This window comes from Haloterrigena alkaliphila (genome assembly GCF_017352155.2).
Taxonomy (GTDB): Archaea; Halobacteriota; Halobacteria; order Halobacteriales; family Natrialbaceae; genus Haloterrigena; species Haloterrigena alkaliphila.
In genome coordinates this window covers 2,457,283-2,474,936 of record NZ_CP071462.1, presented here as the reverse complement: position 1 = coordinate 2,474,936, position 17,654 = coordinate 2,457,283, and the positions used below count along the sequence as shown (strand labels likewise).

Genomic DNA, 17,654 nt, shown 5'->3' with positions numbered 1-17,654 from the left:
CCATGAAACGGAGCCAGATTCCCAACACCGACTCGCCGATCCAGCCTCGAGGTGAGCGCCGTGACTGAGAGCGGGCTGAAAGCGATGGTGGCCCAGGAGGTCAGCGACCAGCTCGACGTGGCCGAACTGCTCGGCGACGGCGACATCGAGGACAGCATCGACGGCGGCGAAGTCGGTGCGGCGGTCGGCCGCGAGTTCGGCGAACGCGTCGGCCGAGAACTGGGCGGCGCGATCGGTCGCGGCATCCACGAATCGATCGCCGAAGGCATCGAGGAGGGGAAAGACCGCAAAGAGATACGGTCGGACCTCACGGCGTCGATCCGCGAGGCCATCCGCGAGTCGGTCGAGGAAAACGACGCGAAGGAATCGGTCCAGTCGCTGGCCGAGAGCGTCTCCGAGGGGAGCGGCCTCGAGGGCCTCCTCGAGAGCGGAGAGAGCGACTCCGAGAGCGACGACGAGACCGACGAGGCCGAAAGCGAGGGCGGCACGCAGGAGACCATCGAGGACGTCGTCGAGAGCATCGGCGAGGAGAGCGGACTCGACGAGCTCCTCGAGAGCGACGAGGACGACGCGGAAGACGACGGGGAGGAATCCGAGTCGGAAGTCGAAGGCAGCGAGGACGACGCGGAAGACGACGGGGAGGAAACCGAGTCGGAAGGTGAAGGCGACGAGGACGACGCGGAAGACGGAGGTGAAGAAGACGAGGCAGAGCCGGAAGCAGAAGGCGACGAAGACGACGCAACGGACGAGGAGTCCGAAGGGGAGCAGGAAGGCGAAGGCGACGAGGAGGAGACGGTCGAGGACGAAGCGGGCGACGACTCGGAGCCGTCGGTCGAAGACATCGAAGACCTCCGCAAAGACACCCTCGAGGACTTCCTCGGCGTGATGTCCTACCAGGACCTGCAGTCGGTGGCCAAGGACGTCGGCGTGAAGGCGAACCTCAGTCGCGAGGAGATGACCGACGAGATCATCGCGGCGGTGACGGACGACGAAGGCGAGGACGAGTCGGAAGCGGAGGCCGAAGCCGAATAGCGCCCGTCCGCCCCTCGAGTGCGACTCCGACGGCGGCGGGCGGCGAACCGCGAACCGCGGTGCGGACGCCGAGGGGAGCCATGAGCCAGGACAGCCAGGACCTTCACGACCGGGTGACCGAGATACTGAACGCGGCCGAGACCTCGAGCGGATCGATGCTCGGCGGCGAGAACGGCGACGGCACGGATCTGCTCGAGACCGCCGAGGAGGCCAGCGACCTCCTCGAGTCCGCGGAGCCGAACCAGCTGCTCGCAGCCGTCGGCCTTGATACGCTACCGGACGGCAGCGAACCGAACTCGATTCCGGCGGCGATCGCGCAGGGCGATCCGGAGCAGGTCGCGGACCTCCAGCGGCTGTTGCACCTCTCGAATCTCGCCGACGGCGACGGCGACGACGAGGGGACACTCGAGGGTGCCGTCGACGAGTTGCGGGCGTCGATCGGCGAGCGCGAGGGTGCGTCGAGCGATTCGGACGCCGAGGAGGGCGAGGGAGACGCGGACGGCGAGAGCGACGCCGGCGGCGGGAGCGACGACGAAGCCGAGGACGGACTGCTCGAGAGCGTCCTCGGCTCGAGCGAGGAGGGCGACAGCGCCGACGGGGACGGCGGCGCTGAAGCCGAAGACGCCGACGAGGCCGACGAAAGTGACGAATCCGAGAGCGAGGGCGGCGCTCGAGAGGCGATCGAGTCGGCCGCCGAGACGGTCAGCGAGGCCGGGGGGCTCGACGGGGTCCTCGAGAGTGAGGACGACGAATCGGCCGAGAGCGAGGACGGCGAGGCGGACGGCGACGAGACGTCGACAGATGACGGCGGCGACATCGGCGACCGGCTTCGATCGGCGGTCGAGTCCTCGTTGACCGACGTCGGCGACGACCTCGAGGGTCTCCAGGATCGACTGCAGAACCGCAGTGCCAGCGCCGTCGGCGGAGACGAAACCGATGACGACGAAAACAACAGGGCCGACGACGCCGAGGAAGACGAGGACGACGGCCCGCTCGACACCGATCTCGGCTCGAGCGAGAAGAGGACCGGCGGCGGCGACGGAACGCGCCACTCGACGATGGCGCCCCCGCCGTCGGAACGCGCGGATATGCGAGCCAGTACGCGACACTCCACCATGCCCAGACGACACTGATCGGACCTCGAGTCGTGGTCGGGTCGGGTTGGGGCGGGCCGAGTCGGATCGGATCGAGCACACGGCCGACGGGACCGACGGCAGGCTCCACAACGCCGGTGATTTATCGGGGTTGGCGTCGTCCGAATCGTGTTATGAGGCACATTAGCGAGACGCAGATCCGCCACTGGCTGGACGAGACGGCGATCCGGGACGTGACGGCCCACACCGACGAGGACACCGAGTTCAATCTGCAGGTCGAACTCTCGCAGCTCCCGGTCCACGTCATCAAGGAGTCGGAGTTCGGGCCGGTGCGGATCGTCGGTCGGAGCGGATTCGACACGGAACGGACGAAGGAGCTCCTGCGGGACGAACAGCACCGCAGCGAACTCCTCCAGTACGTCGGCCCTATGCTGGCGGCGACGCCGGGGTTCTACACGTTTCTCGACCCGGACGGTGCGGCGTGCCAGTTGCGGCGTGCGGAGACGGTCCAGGTCGAGTACCGGATCTACCCCGACAGCGCCTCCCAACAGGTCCTGATGGACGGCATCATGTCGATCGCGACGAGCATGCGCTACGTCAGGAACGTCGTGGCGGCGATCGGCGATCGAGAGCGCGAGGCGGGAGAATAGGCGTTCACATTGCGGTTCGCAGCCGTCGATCGGCGGCCGCTGCGGGGCGAGCGCTGCTCGGAAGCACCGTCACCCGACTCGTTCGGACCGCGGACCGCCCCGTCCTGATCGTCGACGGCGAGGAGTGCCGCTACCACCCGATTCGATGGGGCGATGGAGGCCGAACATTTACTTCCACTGTCGTATGAGATAGGCCCATGACGCTACTCGTGCCCTTCGACGGCTCGCAGTTGGCCGGCAAAGCACTCGAGAAGGCTTCCGAATTCGGCGATCTGCTCGACGAGGAACTCGTCGTGCTGACGGTGATCCCGGACGACGCCGACTACGCCCGGGAGCGGGGCTGGATCGCCGAGGGAGAGCCGTTCAACCTCGAAGCCATCGAGGAGGGCATCGCGACGCGGGCCGAAGAGATCGCGCCGGAGGCGACGGTTCGCACCGAGCGCGTCAGCTCCGACGAACCGACCGCGACCTCGACGAAGAACGTCGTCCGCGAGATTCGCCGAGTCGCCGCCGAAGTCGAGGCTTCCGTCGTATTCATCGGCTCGGAGAACGCCGGCTCCGTGATCACGCCCCAGTCCAGCGTCGGCAGTCCCGTCGCCAACGATCAGCGATACGACGTCTACGTCGTCCGCCAGCACGGCGCCGACGTCGACCCCGAAGAGATCACGGATATCGACTCGACCATCGAGTGAGTCCGCCCCGAGCGTCCGACTCCGGAATCGGCGACGCGTTCGAGGTCGGCACGGGTCGATTCCCTCGTTCGGAAATCGCAACCAGCTTCCCCTCGATCATCCCCGTCTCGAGCAGGTATCCGACGATGTCTGGATGGGATTCGAACGCAGTAACTGACGGCCGTCGGCGACGCAGCCAGCCGGTTCGATCCTGGAGCCTGCTGGATCGATTCTGGAAACGAGTATGACGGCGCCGCTAACGTTCCCCCTCGAGGACTCCATTCTCATCTTCGGGCTGGCGATGACCGTCTTCCTGGTCGTGCCGCTGGTGCTCGGCCGGTATCGCCTCCCGGGGATCATCGGCGTCATCGTCGTCGGCGCGGCCATCGGACCCAACGGGATCGGGGTGCTCGAGCGCGGCGAGACGATCGTCCTGCTGGGCGAGGTCGGCATCGTCTACCTGATGTTCGTCGCCGGCCTCGAGATCAACCTCGCCCAGTTCATCGCGTACAAGGATCGGAGCGTCGTCTTCGGCCTGCTCTCGTTCGTCGTCCCGCAGGCGGTCGGGATGATCGTCGGGGTCTACGCGCTCGGACTCACGCTCGGGGCCGCGGCGCTGTTCGCGGCCATCTTCGCCTCGCACACGCTGCTCGCGTATCCGATCGTCAGCCGACTGGGGATCACGAAGACGGAGAGCGTCACCGCGACGATCGGTGGAACGATCGTCACCGACACCCTCGCGTTGCTCGTCCTCGCCGTCGTCATCGCCGCCGAGACCGGCGAGATCGGCCCGGCGTTCTGGCTCTCGATGGCCGCCAAACTCGCCGCGTTCTTCGCGGGCGTCTGGCTGCTCGTCCCCCGACTCGGCGAGTGGTTCTTCCGGACGGTCGACCAGGAGAGCTACTACGAGTTCCTGTTCGTGATGGTCGTCCTCTTCGGCTGCGCCTTCCTCGCCGAACTCGCCGGCGTGGAGTACATCGTCGGCGCTTTCCTCGCCGGCCTCGTGCTCAACCGGCTGATCCCCGAGAGCGGTCCGCTGATGAACCGCATCGAGTTCGTCGGCAACGCGCTGTTCATCCCCTTCTTCCTGCTGTCGGTCGGGATGCTCGTCGACGTGCGCGTCCTGACGGAGGGGCTCGAGACGCTGACGATCACCGTCGCGTTCGTGATCCCGCTGCTCGCGACGAAGTACGCGGCCGCGTGGCTGACCGCGCGGCTGTACGGCTACTCACACGCGGAGGCGATGACCATGTTCGGCCTCTCGCTGGGCCAGGCCGCGGCGGCGCTCGCGATCGTCCTCATCGGCTACCAGGAGGAACTGTTCGGCGAGGCCATGCTCAACGCGGTCGTTCTGATGATCCTCGTCGTCAGCGTGATCAGCCCCGCCGTCGTCGACCGTTACGGGCGAGCGGTCGTCCGCGCGTCCGAGCGCCTCGAGTACGACCCGCGGACCGCCCCGCGGCGGATCATGGTCCCCTTCTCCCGGGACTCCGAGTACCGCGACCGCCTCCTCGATCTGGCGCTGCTCGTCCGCGACCCGGAGGACGACCAGCCGCTCTACACGCTGAGCGTGGCCCAGCCCGGCGAGCGGGCCGAGGCGGACGTCGCCGCCATCGAGGCCGCTCTCGAGGAGACCGAGGCCTACACCGCCGGGGCCGAGGTGGCGGTCGAACCCCAGGCCCGCGTCGAGGCTAACGTCGCGTCGGGGATCGTTCGCGCGGCGCTCGAGAACCGGATCACGACGCTGGTCATCGGCTGGGACGGCGCCCGACGCGATCAGCGCGTGTTCGGCCACGTGATCGATCAGGTCCTGATCCGAACGAAACAGCAGGTGCTGGTCGGACGCGTCCGGCACCCCCTCAACACGACGGACGAGGTCGTGGTCGTCCTCCCGGCGGGAATCGACCGGAACGAGGGGTTCTACGAGACCGTGCACACGGTCGAATGGCTCGCGGACCAGCTCGGGGCGCCGATCCGCGCCGTCGTCGTGGACGACGATTCGGCCCAGTTCGAACGGCTCTTCGAACTGGTCGAACCGGACGTCCCCGCGACGTTCGAGCGGGCGGCGGACTGGAGCGAGGTCACGACGCGCCTCCGCGAGGAGGTCGACGAATCTTCGCTCGTCGTTCCGCTGAGCGCCCGCCGGGGAACGATGGGCTGGCAGTCGCCGCTCCGGACGCTCCCCACGACGGTCGCGCAGTCGACCGACGCGAACTTCGTCGTGATCTATCCGGCGGTCGGCGACCGGGGCGACGACCGGCAGTTCCTCCAGTTCCGGTGATCGATCTACTGAATCTGGAGCATCCGCGAACGAAGTGAGCGGTTTTCCGCCGGAGCGGGGCTTCGCCCCGCGGAGGCGGTCTTTTTTCATCGAAGTTTTTTGGCTGGGTTCGAGCGCGGCCGTTGGCCGCACGAGGACCCAGTTAAAAAAGTTCGGGGCCTAACGCTTATTCCGCTGCCTGCCGTCGATTCGAACGAGATATGGACGATCGGAACGGGTGGGGACGGGAGCATCCCGTCCTCACCGGGTCGCCCCGCAGCCCGCCGGCGTCGTTCGTCGAGCAGGCGAACGTCACGGACCCGGGGATCTACGACGAGTTCGAGGCAGAGTGGCCCGACTGCTGGGAGCGGGCGGCCGACCTGCTCTCGTGGGCGGAGCCGTACGAGACCGTCCTCGAGGACGAAAACGCCCCCTTCTACGAGTGGTTCTCCGGCGGCGAACTCAACGCCTCGTACAACTGCCTCGACCGCCACCTCGAGGCGGGGCGGAAGAACCACGCCGCGATCCGCTGGGAGGGCAAGCGGGGCGAGCGCCGGACGTACACCTATCGCGATCTGTACGTCGAGGTCAACGAGGTGGCCGCGGCGCTGCGGGACCTGGGCGTCGAAGAGGACGACGTGGTGACGATCTACCTCCCGATGATCCCGGAACTGCCGATCACGATGCTGGCGTGTGCCCGGATCGGAGCGCCCCACAGCGTGGTCTTCGCCGGCCTCTCGGCCGACGCGCTCGCGACGCGGATGGACGCCGCCGACAGCGAGTACCTGTTGACCTGCGACGGCTACTACCGCCGCGGCGACGCCTTCAACCAGAAGAGCAAGGCCGACAACGCCCTGCTCAAACTCGAGCACGACGTGCGAACGGTCGTCGTGGATCGGCTGGGCGCGGACCTCCCGCACGTCCTCGGCGACGAGGAGTACGACTACCACGACCTCCGCGACGAGTTCGCCAGCGAGACCGTCGACCCGGTCTCGCGGGACGCCGAGGACATGCTGTTCCTGATGTACACCTCCGGGACGACCGGCGAACCGAAGGGCGTCGTCCACACCACCGGCGGCTACCTCTCGCACGTCGCGTGGACGACCCACGCCGTGCTGGACGTCAAACCGGAGGACACCTACTGGTGTGCGGCCGACATCGGCTGGATCACCGGCCACTCCTACATCGTCTACGGGCCGCTCGCACTCGGAACGACCAGCCTCATGTACGAGGGCACCCCCGACTATCCCGACCGGGATCGGCTCTGGGAGATCGTCGAACGGAACGCGGTCGACGTCTTCTACACCGCGCCGACGGCGATTCGCGCGTTCATGAAGTGGGGGGAAGACTATCCCGCTCACCACGACCTGGCCTCGCTACGATTGCTCGGAAGCGTCGGCGAACCGATCAGCCCGCGGCCGTGGAACTGGTACTACGAGCACATCGGCAACGAAGAGTGTCCCATCGTCGACACCTGGTGGCAGACCGAGACGGGCGCCGTGACGATCTCGACGCTGCCGGCCATCGACGAGATGAAACCCGGCGCCGCGGGACCGGGGCTTCCCGGCATCGACGTCGACGTCGTCGACGCCGCCGGCGAGCCCGTCGATCCCGGGGACTCGGGCTACCTCACCATCGACCGGCCGTGGCCGGGGATGGCCCGGACGCTGTACGACGGCGACGAGCGCTTCCGGACGGAGTACTGGGAGCGATTCTCCGACCCCGGCCGCGACGAGTGGCGCTACTTCAGCGGCGACGCCGCGCGCGTCGACGAGGACGGCTACGTCACCGTCCTCGGCCGGATCGACGACGTGATCAACGTCTCCGGGCGCCGCCTGAGCACGATGGAGATCGAGAGCGCGATCACCGACGTTCCCGGCGTCGCCGAGGCCGCCGTCGTCGGCCGCTCGAGCGAGGGAACCGGGACCGATATCCACGCCTACGTCAGCACCGAGGGCGGCTACGACGACGACGGCGCCGTTCGGGAGGCGATCCTCGACAACGTCGAGAGTGCGATCGGGTCGATGGCCCGCCCGGAAGCGGTCGTCTTCACGCCAGAACTCCCGAAGACCCGCTCGGGCAAGATCATGCGCCGCCTCCTCGAGGACGTCGCGAACGACGAGGAACTCGGGGACACCTCGGCGCTGCGGAACCCGGAGATCGTCGGCGAGATTCAGGCCGAGATCGACGAGGAGTAGTCGGACGACGGACTGTTTCGGGATATCAGAGAGTGCGAAACGCAGGTAGCGCAGAAAACGCGGTAGTCTCGAGTCATTCAGCCAAATAGCGGCCAGCACAGCGACACAATTATATTCGGGCCGCTTGAATGCGCGAAGCATGAGTCTCGAGGAGACCGAGTCGTCGGTACTCGCGCGCGACGAGTACGAACTCCTCCTCGACGCCGCCGAAACCTACCGCGAGGCGCTGGTCGTGCGCCTCTGTGGCGACGTCGGTCTCCGCCCGACGGAGCTGGCCGAACTCACCGTCGACGACGTCGAGCAGGTCCGAATCGAGCCGCCCCGTTACCTTGTCCGCGTGCCGGTCGTCGACGACGGTGACGGACGGACGGCGTACCTGCCAACCAGGGTGGAACGCGAACTGCGGCGGTACGCCCGGAGCAACGGACTGACGACCGACGATCGGATCTTTCCCGTCACGGCGCGGCGCCTCCAGATGCTCGTCTCGGACGTGGGCGACCGGGCCGCCGATCTGTTCGATCGACCGCCGCTCGCCCACGTCTCCACGAGCGATCTCCGGCAGTACTTCGCCCGCCGGGCGCTCGTCGACCACGCCGTCAACCCGCGCGTCGTCAAGGCCGCCGGCGGCTGGCGGAGCTTCGAGGCCCTCGAGCCGTACCTGCCCGAACCCACCGACGCCGAGATCGTCGACGCCTTCGACGCCGTCGAGCAGCCCTCCGGCACCGGCCGCGACCGAGGCGACGGACCCGTCGTGGGCGACGACAGCGTCATCCGCCTGTTACTGGCCGCCAGCGACCGGTACGCGCTGTTGCGGCTGGACGCGGACGGCTACGTCGAGCGCTGGAACCGGAGCGCGGCCGCGATGTTCGGCTACCGAGCCGGCGAGATCGTCGGCACGCACGTCTCGACGTTCTACCCCGACGCGGCCGTCGACGACGGCGTCCCCGAGCGGACGCTGTCCGCGGCCCTCGAGGAGTCGGGCTACGAGCACGAGGGGTGGCGCGTCCACAAGGACGGCTCGCAGTTCCGGGCGACCGAGGTCGTCTCGCCCCTGCGGGACGACCAGGGGCGTCACCGCGGCTTCGCCGTCTTCGTCCGCGACGTCTCCCCCGCCCACGAAGAACTCGAGGATCTTCGCGCGCGCACGCACGATCTCGAACGGCGCGACGCCGTCGCCCGGACCCACCGAGCGGTCACGCGGGCGCTGTTGGAATCGACCGACCACGAGGAAGTGGAGACGAAGACCTGCGCCGCGCTGACGGCTGGAGGCGCCTACGAGTACGCCTGGATCGACCGAGCGACCCACGCGAATCAGCGCCGGGACTGGCGCGCCGCGAGCGGGATCGACCCCGACGCGGTCGAGCGACTGGTCCCCGACGGCTGGCGCGAGGACGGCGGAGAGACCGACGCGTCAGCCGACGAGACGCCGATCGTAGTCGAGACGGACGTCCCCCTCGCGGTCGATGGCGACGGCGTGGACAGCGGCGGTGGGGGTAACGCGGACGACGCGGCCGGCGCCCTCGCGCGCGTCCCGCTGGCCTACGGGGACACGGTCTACGGCGCCCTCGCGGTCGCGACCGACGCGTCCGCGGCGTTCGACGACGAGGAGCGGCGCTGGCTCGAGACGATCGGCCGGCAGGTCGGCTACGCCATCGCCGCGATCCGGCGGCGGAACCTCCTGTTGTCCGATCGGATCGTCGAACTCGACGTCGAGTGTCGCGATACCGACTCCTTCTTCGTCGACGCCTCCCGGCGACTGGGCTGTCGGTTCGAACTCGACTCGCTCGTCCCCCTCTCGGAGTCGACGAAGCTGTACTACCTACGCCTCGAGGACGCCTCGCCGGCCGACGTCTTCGATCTCGCCGCGGACGAGGCCGGCATCGAGGACTACCGGCTGGTCGAGACCGACGCGGAGGGGTGGCGCGTCGAGTTCGTCGTCGACGGTGCCTGTCCGATCGTCACGCTCACCGAGTACGGCACCACCGTCCTCGAGGCGCACTTCGAGGGCGGGACCGCGGCGATCACCGCCGAGTGCGCCGCCGACGCCGATATCCGGACGATCGTCGACGGGCTTCGCGCCGTCTTCCCCGACTCCGAACTGATCGGGAAACGCGAGACCGAGCGGACCGTCCGGACCGCCCGGGAGTTCCGCGAGGGACTCGAGGACCGACTGACCGACCGCCAGGAGGCGTCGCTGCGGGCGGCGTACTTCGGCGGCTACTACGACTGGCCCCGCGAGAGCACCGCCGAGGAGATCGCCGACGCGATGGGCATCTCGTCGCCGACGCTGCACAACCACCTGCGGAAGGGCCAACACGAACTCCTGCGGACCTTCTTCGACGATCCGACGGCGGAAACGACCGACACCGCCGATACCGACTGACGGCGCCGATCGCTCGACCGTCGTGGCGACCGGCCCGACCCTAAACCTCTAGAGCGTCGGCCTTGCACCTGCGTGGTCACGGCCGCGGTCGTCCGCGCTCGAGGCGTCGCGTCGCGTCGCGCGACCGCGAACCGGCGTCGACGGGCCGATATAACCGGCTATATTCTCCTAATACAGTCAATATTCCTTAGCTATCCGCCCCGTACGCGGCCCGATTTTGCACAACTAGATGGCGGCTTTACTATGGCAGTTGTGCATTGCCCTGTTGTATCATGTCACAGGAGGACGCGAACCTCGAGGCGAGACTCGAGGAACAGGAGGCGTTCGATCCCCCTGAGTCGTTCGTCGAACAGGCGAACGTCTCGGACCCGGGGATCTACGAGGAGTTCGAGGAGAACTGGCCGGAGTGTTGGGAACGAGCGGCGGACTTGCTCTCGTGGGACGAGGAGTACGACACGGTACTCGAGGACGGGAACGCCCCGTTCTACGAGTGGTTCACCGGCGGGGAACTCAACGCGTCGTACAACTGCCTCGACCGGCACGTCGAGGAGGGCCGCGGCGACAGCGTCGCCATCGAGTGGGAGGGGGAACTCGGCGAGACGCGCAGCTACACCTACGACGAACTCTTGGACGAGGTCGAGGACTTCGCCGCGACGCTGCGGGACCTCGGCGTCGAGGAGGACGACGTCGTCACGCTGTACATGCCGATGGTTCCGGAGCTGCCGATCGCGATGCTGGCGTGTGCCCGGATCGGTGCCCCACACAGCGTCGTCTTCGCCGGCTTCTCGGCCGACGCGCTGGCGACCCGGATGAACTCCGCGGACAGCGAGTACCTCGTCACCTGCGACGGCTACTACCGCCGGGGCGACGCGCTCGACCACATCTCGAAGACCAACGAGGGGCTCGAGGGCGTCGAGCACGAGGTCTCCGACGTCGTGGTCGTCGACCGACTCGGCGACGACCTGGACCACGAGCTCGCGGACAACCAGCACGACTACGACGAACTCGTGGCCGACCACGAGGGGTCGACGGTCGAACCCGTTTCGCGGGACGCCGAGGACATGCTGTTCCTGATGTACACGTCGGGGACCACCGGCAAGCCGAAGGGTGTCAAGCACACCACCGGCGGCTACCTCGCGTACACCGCGTGGACGAGCCACGCCGTCCTCGACATCGAGGCCGACGACACCTACTGGTGTTCGGCGGATATCGGCTGGATCACCGGCCACTCCTACATCGTCTACGGCCCCCTCGCGCTGGGGACGACGAGCGTGATGTACGAGGGGACGCCGGACTACCCCGACAAGGATCGGCTGTGGGAGATCGTCGAGAAGAACGAGGTCGACATCTTCTACACCGCGCCGACGGCGATCCGCGCGTTCATGAAGTGGGGCGCCGAGTACACGGAGAACCACGACATCTCGAGCCTTCGCTTGCTCGGCACCGTGGGAGAACCGATCAATCCCCGCGCGTGGAAGTGGTACTACAAGCACATCGGCAACGAGGAGTGCCCCATCGTCGACACCTGGTGGCAGACCGAGACCGGGGGCATGATGATCACGACGTTGCCGGGGATCAACACTATGAAACCCGGCTCCGCGGGGCCGCCGCTGCCGGGGATCGACGCCCGGGTCGTCGACTCGCAGGGTGAGGAGGTCGAGGCCGGCGAGGCCGGCTACGTCACGGTCAACAACCCGTGGCCCGGGATGCTCCGAACGCTGTACAACAACGACGAGCGGTTCATCTCGGAGTACTGGCAGGAGTACTCCGACGAGGACGCCGACGAGTGGGTCTACTTCCCCGAGGACGGCGCGAAGATCGACGACGACGACTACATCACCATCCTCGGCCGGGTCGACGACGTGATCAACGTCTCCGGCCACCGGCTGGGGACGATGGAGATCGAGTCGGCCGTCGTCGGCGTCGAGGGGATCGCCGAGGCCGCCGTCGTCGGCGGCGACCACGACGTCAAGGGCGAGGCCGTCTACGTCTACGCCATCCCCGAGGACGGCTACGAGGACCGACACGCCGAACTCGAGGAGAAGGCCATGGAGGCCGTCCTCGACTCGATCGGCCCGATCGCCAAGCCCGAGGAGATCGTCTTCACGCACGAACTGCCCAAGACGCGCTCGGGCAAGATCATGCGTCGCCTGCTCGAGGACATCGCGAGCGGGAACGAGCTCGGGAACACCTCGACGCTGCGCAACCCCGAGGTCGTCGACGACATCGCAGCACAGGTCGAAACGGACTGAGGCGTCCGTTCGAGGCGAATATTTTCGAAATCCAACGAACGCGAAAACCGAGAGACGACATACGAAACCATGGCAGATAACACCAACCACGATACGGGAGACGAACCCCGAGACGTCGCGACCGACGGCGGACTGAGCGACGTCGAACGCGAACAGCAAATCGACTACATGGACGTCGAGATCAACCTGTTGAAGCCGGCGACCCCGTTCATGCGGGATCACCTGCGGATCATCTGGATCGGCTTCGGCATCTGGGTGCTGACGACGTTCGCGCCGATCACGGCGACGCGTCTCGCACCCGACCTGATGACGAGTCAGATGCCGCTGATCGGCTTCCCGTTACACTACTTCCTGCTCGCCATCGTCGGGCCGGGGGCGGCGCTCATCCTCTCGGTCTGGTACGCGCGCAAGCGAGATCAGATCGACGAGAAGTACGGTATCGAACAGGGCGTCGCCGAACCGGAGACGACCGACACCGACTCCGTCCCGGACGACGCGGCCGCGACTGACGGAGGTGTCGAGGAATGATCGGCACGCCGGCGCTGGCGAACCTCGCGATCGGTGCGATGGCCGGGGCGCCGCTGCAGACGGACGAAGGGTTGCTCCCGGAGGGACTCAACGTCTCCTTCAAACTCGTTCCGTCGATCATCGTCATCGGCATGATGCTGTTGTTCATCGTCGCCGGCTTCATGTTCAAGGTCGCCGACACCGACGACATGTGGGTCGCCGGCCGGTCGATCGGGAACATCGAGAACGGGATGGCCATCGGGGCCAACTGGATGTCGGCCGCGACCTACCTCGGCGTGGCTGCCACCGTCGCAATCTCGGGCGTCTACGGGCTGGCGTACGTGATCGGCTGGACGACGGGATACTTCATCCTGCTGATCTTCATGGCCGCCCAGATGCGGCGGTTCGGGAAGTACACCGCGCCGGACTTCGTCGGCGACCGCTTCAACTCCGACGCCGCGCGCGCCCTCGCGGCGATCACCACGTTCCTGATCGGATTCGTCTACGCGCTCGGTCAGGCCCGCGGGATGGGCCTCGTCGGGATGTACATCCTCGGCGACTGGTCGGCGGTCACCGGCGGTGCGCTATCCGCTTACCAGACGATGATGGTGATCTTCATGGTCATCACCGTCGCCTACCTCTCGCTGTCGGGGATGCTCGGCGCGACCAAGAACATGGTCCTGCAGTACGTCATCCTCATCGTCGCGTTCCTGCTCGGACTGGTCGTAACCGGCTGGTCGGCGGGGTACACGACGATCCTGCCCCAGCTCGAGTACGGGATGATGATCGACAGTCTCGGCGCCGAGTTCTCGGAGCCGTTCGCGGGCGGCAGCTACTACCTGTGGGTCGCGACGTGTTTCAGCCTGGTCTTCGGAACGTGCGGACTGCCCCACGTGCTGGTCAGGTTCTACACGGTCAAGAACGAGCGCGTGGCCCGCTGGTCGTGCACCTGGGGGCTGTTCTTCATCTCGCTCCTCTACCTGAGCGCGCCCGCGTTCGCCGCGATCGGCACGGCACTGTACGGGGACCAGATCGGCGCCGTGTACGGTGACCCCGGCATGACCAGCGCCGCCGGCGACGTCCTCGTCGTGCTGGCCGCACAGCTCGCGGAGCTGCCGGCGTGGTTCGTCGGCTTCGTCGCGGCGGGCGGCATCGCCGCGGCGGTCGCGACGACGGCCGGCCTGTTCATCGCCGCCTCGTCCGCGATCTCCCACGACATCTACGCGAACATCATCAACGAAGACGCGACGCAGCGCCAGCAGGTGCTCGTCGGCCGCCTGAGCATCATCCTGATCGGTCTGCTCACGATCGTCTTCGCGCTGAACCCCCAGCAGCCGATCGCGGCCCTGGTCGGGTTCGCGTTCTCGCTCGCGGCCATCGTGCTGTTCCCGATGTTCTTCCTCGGGCTCTGGTGGGAGAACACGAACCGGCCGGGTGCGCTCGCGGGCATGACGACCGGGATCATCGTCTGGTTCATCCCAATGTTCAACGAGGGGAACTTCGGTCTCATCGACGGCGGACTCGGCATCGACGTCATCTCGACGTGGATGCCGGCCATCGGCTCGGCGCTCGTCGGGACGCCGATCGTGTTCGCAGTGACGATCATCGTCTCGCTCGTGACCACCGAACCACCGCTCGAGACCAAACAGATGGTCCGACAGTGTCACAGCCCCGATCCGATGCCCAGCGACAAGACCGCGGCGGACATCGTCGCCGAGAAGAACCGTGGCGGAAACACCCCTGCGGACGACTGACCGATGTACGAACGCATACTCGTTCCGACGGACGGTAGCAAGGTCGCGAAGGCGGCGGTCGATCACGCGATCGATCTCGCCGAGCGGTACGACGCCGACGTTCACGCGATATTCGTCGCCGACACCGACGCGATCGCGTACGGACTGGGCACCGAACAGGTCGACCGGATCCGACAGGGTCAGTTCCAGGGAATGACGGACCTGCGCGAGGACGCCGAGGCGGCGACCGGCTACGTCACGGAGGCGGCCGAGGCCGCCGGCCTGACCGCCTACGAGCGCCACGCCGGGGGACAGCCCCACCGGATGATCGCCGACTACGCCGAGGAGAACGATATCGACCTCATCGTGATCGGCAGTCACGGCCGGTCGGGCGTCCGGCGAGCGCTGCTCGGGAGCGTCACCGAGCGCGTGCTCCGCTCGACGACCGTTCCCGTGCTGGTGGTCGACTACGAAGGCGAGGACTGAGTCGGACGCGCAAGACTGACGTCCCACCGATTCCATTCTTTCGACATGATACAGCCACGGTCCACGCACGCGGGAGGGTCAGCGCGATGAGCGTCGTCGATCGCGTGCGCGAACACGTCGACGAACACGGGGGCGGCATGGTGTACGACCTGCTGTTCGCCGTCGTCTGGGTTGCGCTCGTGAACGCCCTCTTCGATTTCGTCTTCACGGGCGCGCCCACGTGGGTCTTCTACATGTTCATGGCCGCGGGCATTCCCGCCTACTTCGGGTTCTTCTGGTCGCTCGAGGCGGCCAAGCAGCAACACGACTGAGACGGGCCGCCGGAACGACGTCTCGGCGCAGCAAAACGAGTCCGCACGTTCAGTCGTCGTCTCTGGCTGCGACAGCCCGCCGTCGCAGGTGGAAACTCAGCAGCGCGGCACCGGCGAAGATGACCGGCGTCGCCAGATCCGACGGCGATCCGGACAGGGCGGGCTGGACGCTCATCCCGGCCATGACGGCGAACACGAGTGACAGTAGCCCGGCGATCGGAACGATGAACCCGTCCGTGAACGTCGACCACCGTTCGTCGTTCGGCTCGTTGCTCATACGAGACGTTAGTGGTGTGTTACCTAATAACCACGGATTCCGACGGACGGAGGACTCACGACGGGACTGCCGTCCCTACTCCTCGGGTTCGTCCGCGTCCCAGTACGCCACGTCGTCGTCGATTCGGTAGTAGCCCTCGAGCGTTCGCTCCTCGCGACCGCCCGGCGGCGAGCCCACGTAGACGCCGAACGTCTCCAGCTCGGGGTAGACGGTGACGTCCGGTTCGTTCATCGTCGAGACCAGCAGGTATCGCAGCGGCTCGTCGCCGTCGTTGACGATCCGGTGGCCGCCGCGCTCGTTCGCCGGGAACGTCGCGTAGTCGCCCGCCTCGAGCGGGTGCTCGCCGTCGGCAGCGACGAGCAGCCCGTCGCCCGCCAGCACGTACAGCGCCTCCTCGTTGGCCGTGTGGTAGTGGTAGGGCCACGAACGCTTCCCCGGCGGGAGTTCGTAGAGGCTGCAGCCGAGGTCGTCGGCGTCGACGGCCGTCGAGAGTTCCTTTCGGCGAAACACTACGTCATCGAGTTCCGGGTCGTTCTCGGACCATTCGAGGTCCGACTCGTTGATCGTGTTCATCGACGGTATCGAAGTCGGTCAGAAGAGTAATATATTCGAGGGTGCTCGAGTCGGTGCGGGAATAGCCCTCGCGCGAGAGAGCGACGGTCAATCGCCGCGCGGTTCGAGATCGAGTTCGTAACGATCGATTCGATCCACCGGCCATCCGTCAGTACAGTTAAGCGATCGGAGGGCGACGTTCCGATCCCATGACGTGTCCAGTTTGCGATGAGACGGACGTGACGGTGATCAACGTCCGCATCGAACAGGAGAGCGACCTCACGCAGGCGATCGGAAGCGCGTGGGACGGGCGGAATATGGCCCGCTGTGACAACTGCGGCGTCCTGTACGACCACCAGCTTGCGACCCGGGAGAGCGACGGATCGAGCGGCGAGCGACGGGAGTCCGAGACGGTGAACTGTCCAAGCTGTGGGTCGCCGGCCCCCGGCGACCGCGACCGGTGTTCGTACTGTGACGAGCCGTTACGGTCCCCGTCCAGGTGAGCGGCGACCGTCCGGTGGCCGTCTCGCAGTCGCTCGGTCGGGCGCGATGACGCCGACGCTCGCGCTCGGCGCGAAAACGAAACCCCCTAACCATGTCCGGGAGTGGATTCGAGCATGCACGACGAACCCGCGGTCGCCGTCCTCCGGCTGGGCCACCGGCCCGGCCGGGACGAGCGGATGACGACCCACGTCGGCCTGACCGCGCGGGCGCTGGGCGCCGACCGCGTCTGGTTTCCGGACAACGCCGGCCAGTCCCTCGAGACGGTCGAAGACATCACCGACCGCTTCGGCGGCCCATTCGCGGTCGAACTTACCGATTCGCCGCAAGGAGTCATCGGCGACTGGGAGGGTCGGGTCGTCCACCTCACGATGTACGGCGAGCGCGTCCAGGACGTCGAGGACGAGATTCGGAAGGCCCACCGGAGCGAGGGCGACGAGAGCGGCGGCGAGCCAATTCTGATCGTCGTCGGCGCCGAGAAGGTTCCCTTCGACGTCTACGAGGCCGCCGACTGGAACGTCGGCGTCACCAACCAGCCCCACTCTGAGGTCGCTGGCCTCGCGGTCTTTTTGGACCGGCTGTTCGAGGGTCGCGAACTCGAGCGCGAGTGGGCCGACGCCGACCGCCGCGTCGTGCCGATGGAGACCGGCAAACGCGTCGAATCGGAAGACGACGGCTGACTCCCGCTAACGACCCGGAATCAACACCGAGAGCGGCCGACAGAGCCGGCGGATCGCGTCGCGAGCC

16 protein-coding genes are annotated in these 17,654 nt (G+C 67.2%); 14 read left to right on the top strand and 2 right to left on the bottom strand.

The genetic code is table 11. The annotated features are described in order from the left end of the window. The first annotated feature begins 60 nt into the window (after positions 1-60). From J0X25_RS30880 to J0X25_RS30825, 12 genes are all read left to right on the top strand, one after another. Entirely contained in the window at positions 61-1,032 is a 972-nt protein-coding gene (locus tag J0X25_RS30880) for a hypothetical protein (protein WP_207287747.1), read from the top strand. Positions 1,033-1,112: 80 nt separating this feature from the next. Next, complete coding sequence (locus J0X25_RS30875; protein WP_207287746.1) at positions 1,113-2,165, top strand: hypothetical protein; 1,053 nt, start codon at positions 1,113-1,115, stop codon at positions 2,163-2,165. Positions 2,166-2,299: 134 nt separating this feature from the next. Beyond that, positions 2,300-2,776 (top strand): hypothetical protein, encoded by a 477-nt coding sequence (locus J0X25_RS30870; RefSeq protein WP_207287745.1) that lies wholly within the window; start codon positions 2,300-2,302, stop codon positions 2,774-2,776. A gap of 197 nt (positions 2,777-2,973) precedes the next feature. Beyond that, on the top strand, positions 2,974-3,468 hold the full coding sequence (locus J0X25_RS30865; protein ID WP_207287744.1) for a universal stress protein: 495 nt from the start codon (positions 2,974-2,976) through the stop codon (positions 3,466-3,468). Positions 3,469-3,691: 223 nt separating this feature from the next. Next, a complete protein-coding gene (locus tag J0X25_RS30860; RefSeq protein WP_207287743.1) occupies positions 3,692-5,728 on the top strand; it encodes a cation:proton antiporter in 2,037 nt (678 codons plus the stop codon). A gap of 200 nt (positions 5,729-5,928) precedes the next feature. Next, positions 5,929-7,905, top strand: coding sequence for an acetate--CoA ligase (gene acs / locus J0X25_RS30855; RefSeq protein WP_207287742.1), 1,977 nt, complete (start codon positions 5,929-5,931; stop codon positions 7,903-7,905). 139 nt (positions 7,906-8,044) lie between these two features. Then, complete coding sequence (locus J0X25_RS30850) at positions 8,045-10,288, top strand: bacterio-opsin activator domain-containing protein (protein WP_207287741.1); 2,244 nt, start codon at positions 8,045-8,047, stop codon at positions 10,286-10,288. 272 nt (positions 10,289-10,560) lie between these two features. Next, positions 10,561-12,540 carry an acetate--CoA ligase gene (gene acs, locus J0X25_RS30845; RefSeq protein WP_207287740.1) on the top strand — a complete coding sequence of 660 codons (1,980 nt, stop codon included), beginning with the start codon at positions 10,561-10,563 and terminating at the stop codon, positions 12,538-12,540. 69 nt (positions 12,541-12,609) lie between these two features. After that, positions 12,610-13,068 (top strand): DUF4212 domain-containing protein, encoded by a 459-nt coding sequence (locus J0X25_RS30840; RefSeq protein ID WP_207287739.1) that lies wholly within the window; start codon positions 12,610-12,612, stop codon positions 13,066-13,068. A 38-nt stretch (positions 13,069-13,106) separates the two neighbouring features. Beyond that, a complete protein-coding gene (locus tag J0X25_RS30835) occupies positions 13,107-14,801 on the top strand; it encodes a sodium:solute symporter family transporter (protein WP_425600935.1) in 1,695 nt (564 codons plus the stop codon). 3 nt (positions 14,802-14,804) lie between these two features. Further along, entirely contained in the window at positions 14,805-15,266 is a 462-nt protein-coding gene (locus J0X25_RS30830; protein ID WP_207287737.1) for a universal stress protein, read from the top strand. An 86-nt stretch (positions 15,267-15,352) separates the two neighbouring features. Further along, positions 15,353-15,577: a DUF8119 family protein gene (locus J0X25_RS30825; protein WP_207287736.1), complete on the top strand. Its 225-nt coding sequence runs from the start codon at positions 15,353-15,355 to the stop codon at positions 15,575-15,577. 49 nt (positions 15,578-15,626) lie between these two features. Here the strand turns inward: J0X25_RS30825 and J0X25_RS30820 are convergent, their stop codons facing one another. Continuing rightward, positions 15,627-15,854, bottom strand: coding sequence for a hypothetical protein (locus J0X25_RS30820; RefSeq protein ID WP_207287735.1), 228 nt, complete (start codon positions 15,852-15,854; stop codon positions 15,627-15,629). A gap of 75 nt (positions 15,855-15,929) precedes the next feature. Further along, the gene (locus J0X25_RS30815) at positions 15,930-16,427 is read right to left on the bottom strand and encodes a cupin domain-containing protein (RefSeq protein WP_207287734.1); all 498 of its coding nucleotides are present in this window, start codon (positions 16,425-16,427) and stop codon (positions 15,930-15,932) included. Between the two features lie 188 nt (positions 16,428-16,615). On the opposite strand from J0X25_RS30815, the gene J0X25_RS30810 reads away from it, so the two are divergent. Next, complete coding sequence (locus J0X25_RS30810) at positions 16,616-16,909, top strand: hypothetical protein (protein ID WP_207287733.1); 294 nt, start codon at positions 16,616-16,618, stop codon at positions 16,907-16,909. 114 nt (positions 16,910-17,023) lie between these two features. Further along, the gene (locus tag J0X25_RS30805) at positions 17,024-17,587 is read left to right on the top strand and encodes a tRNA (cytidine(56)-2'-O)-methyltransferase (RefSeq protein WP_207287732.1); all 564 of its coding nucleotides are present in this window, start codon (positions 17,024-17,026) and stop codon (positions 17,585-17,587) included. The last annotated feature ends 67 nt before the right edge of the window (positions 17,588-17,654 follow it).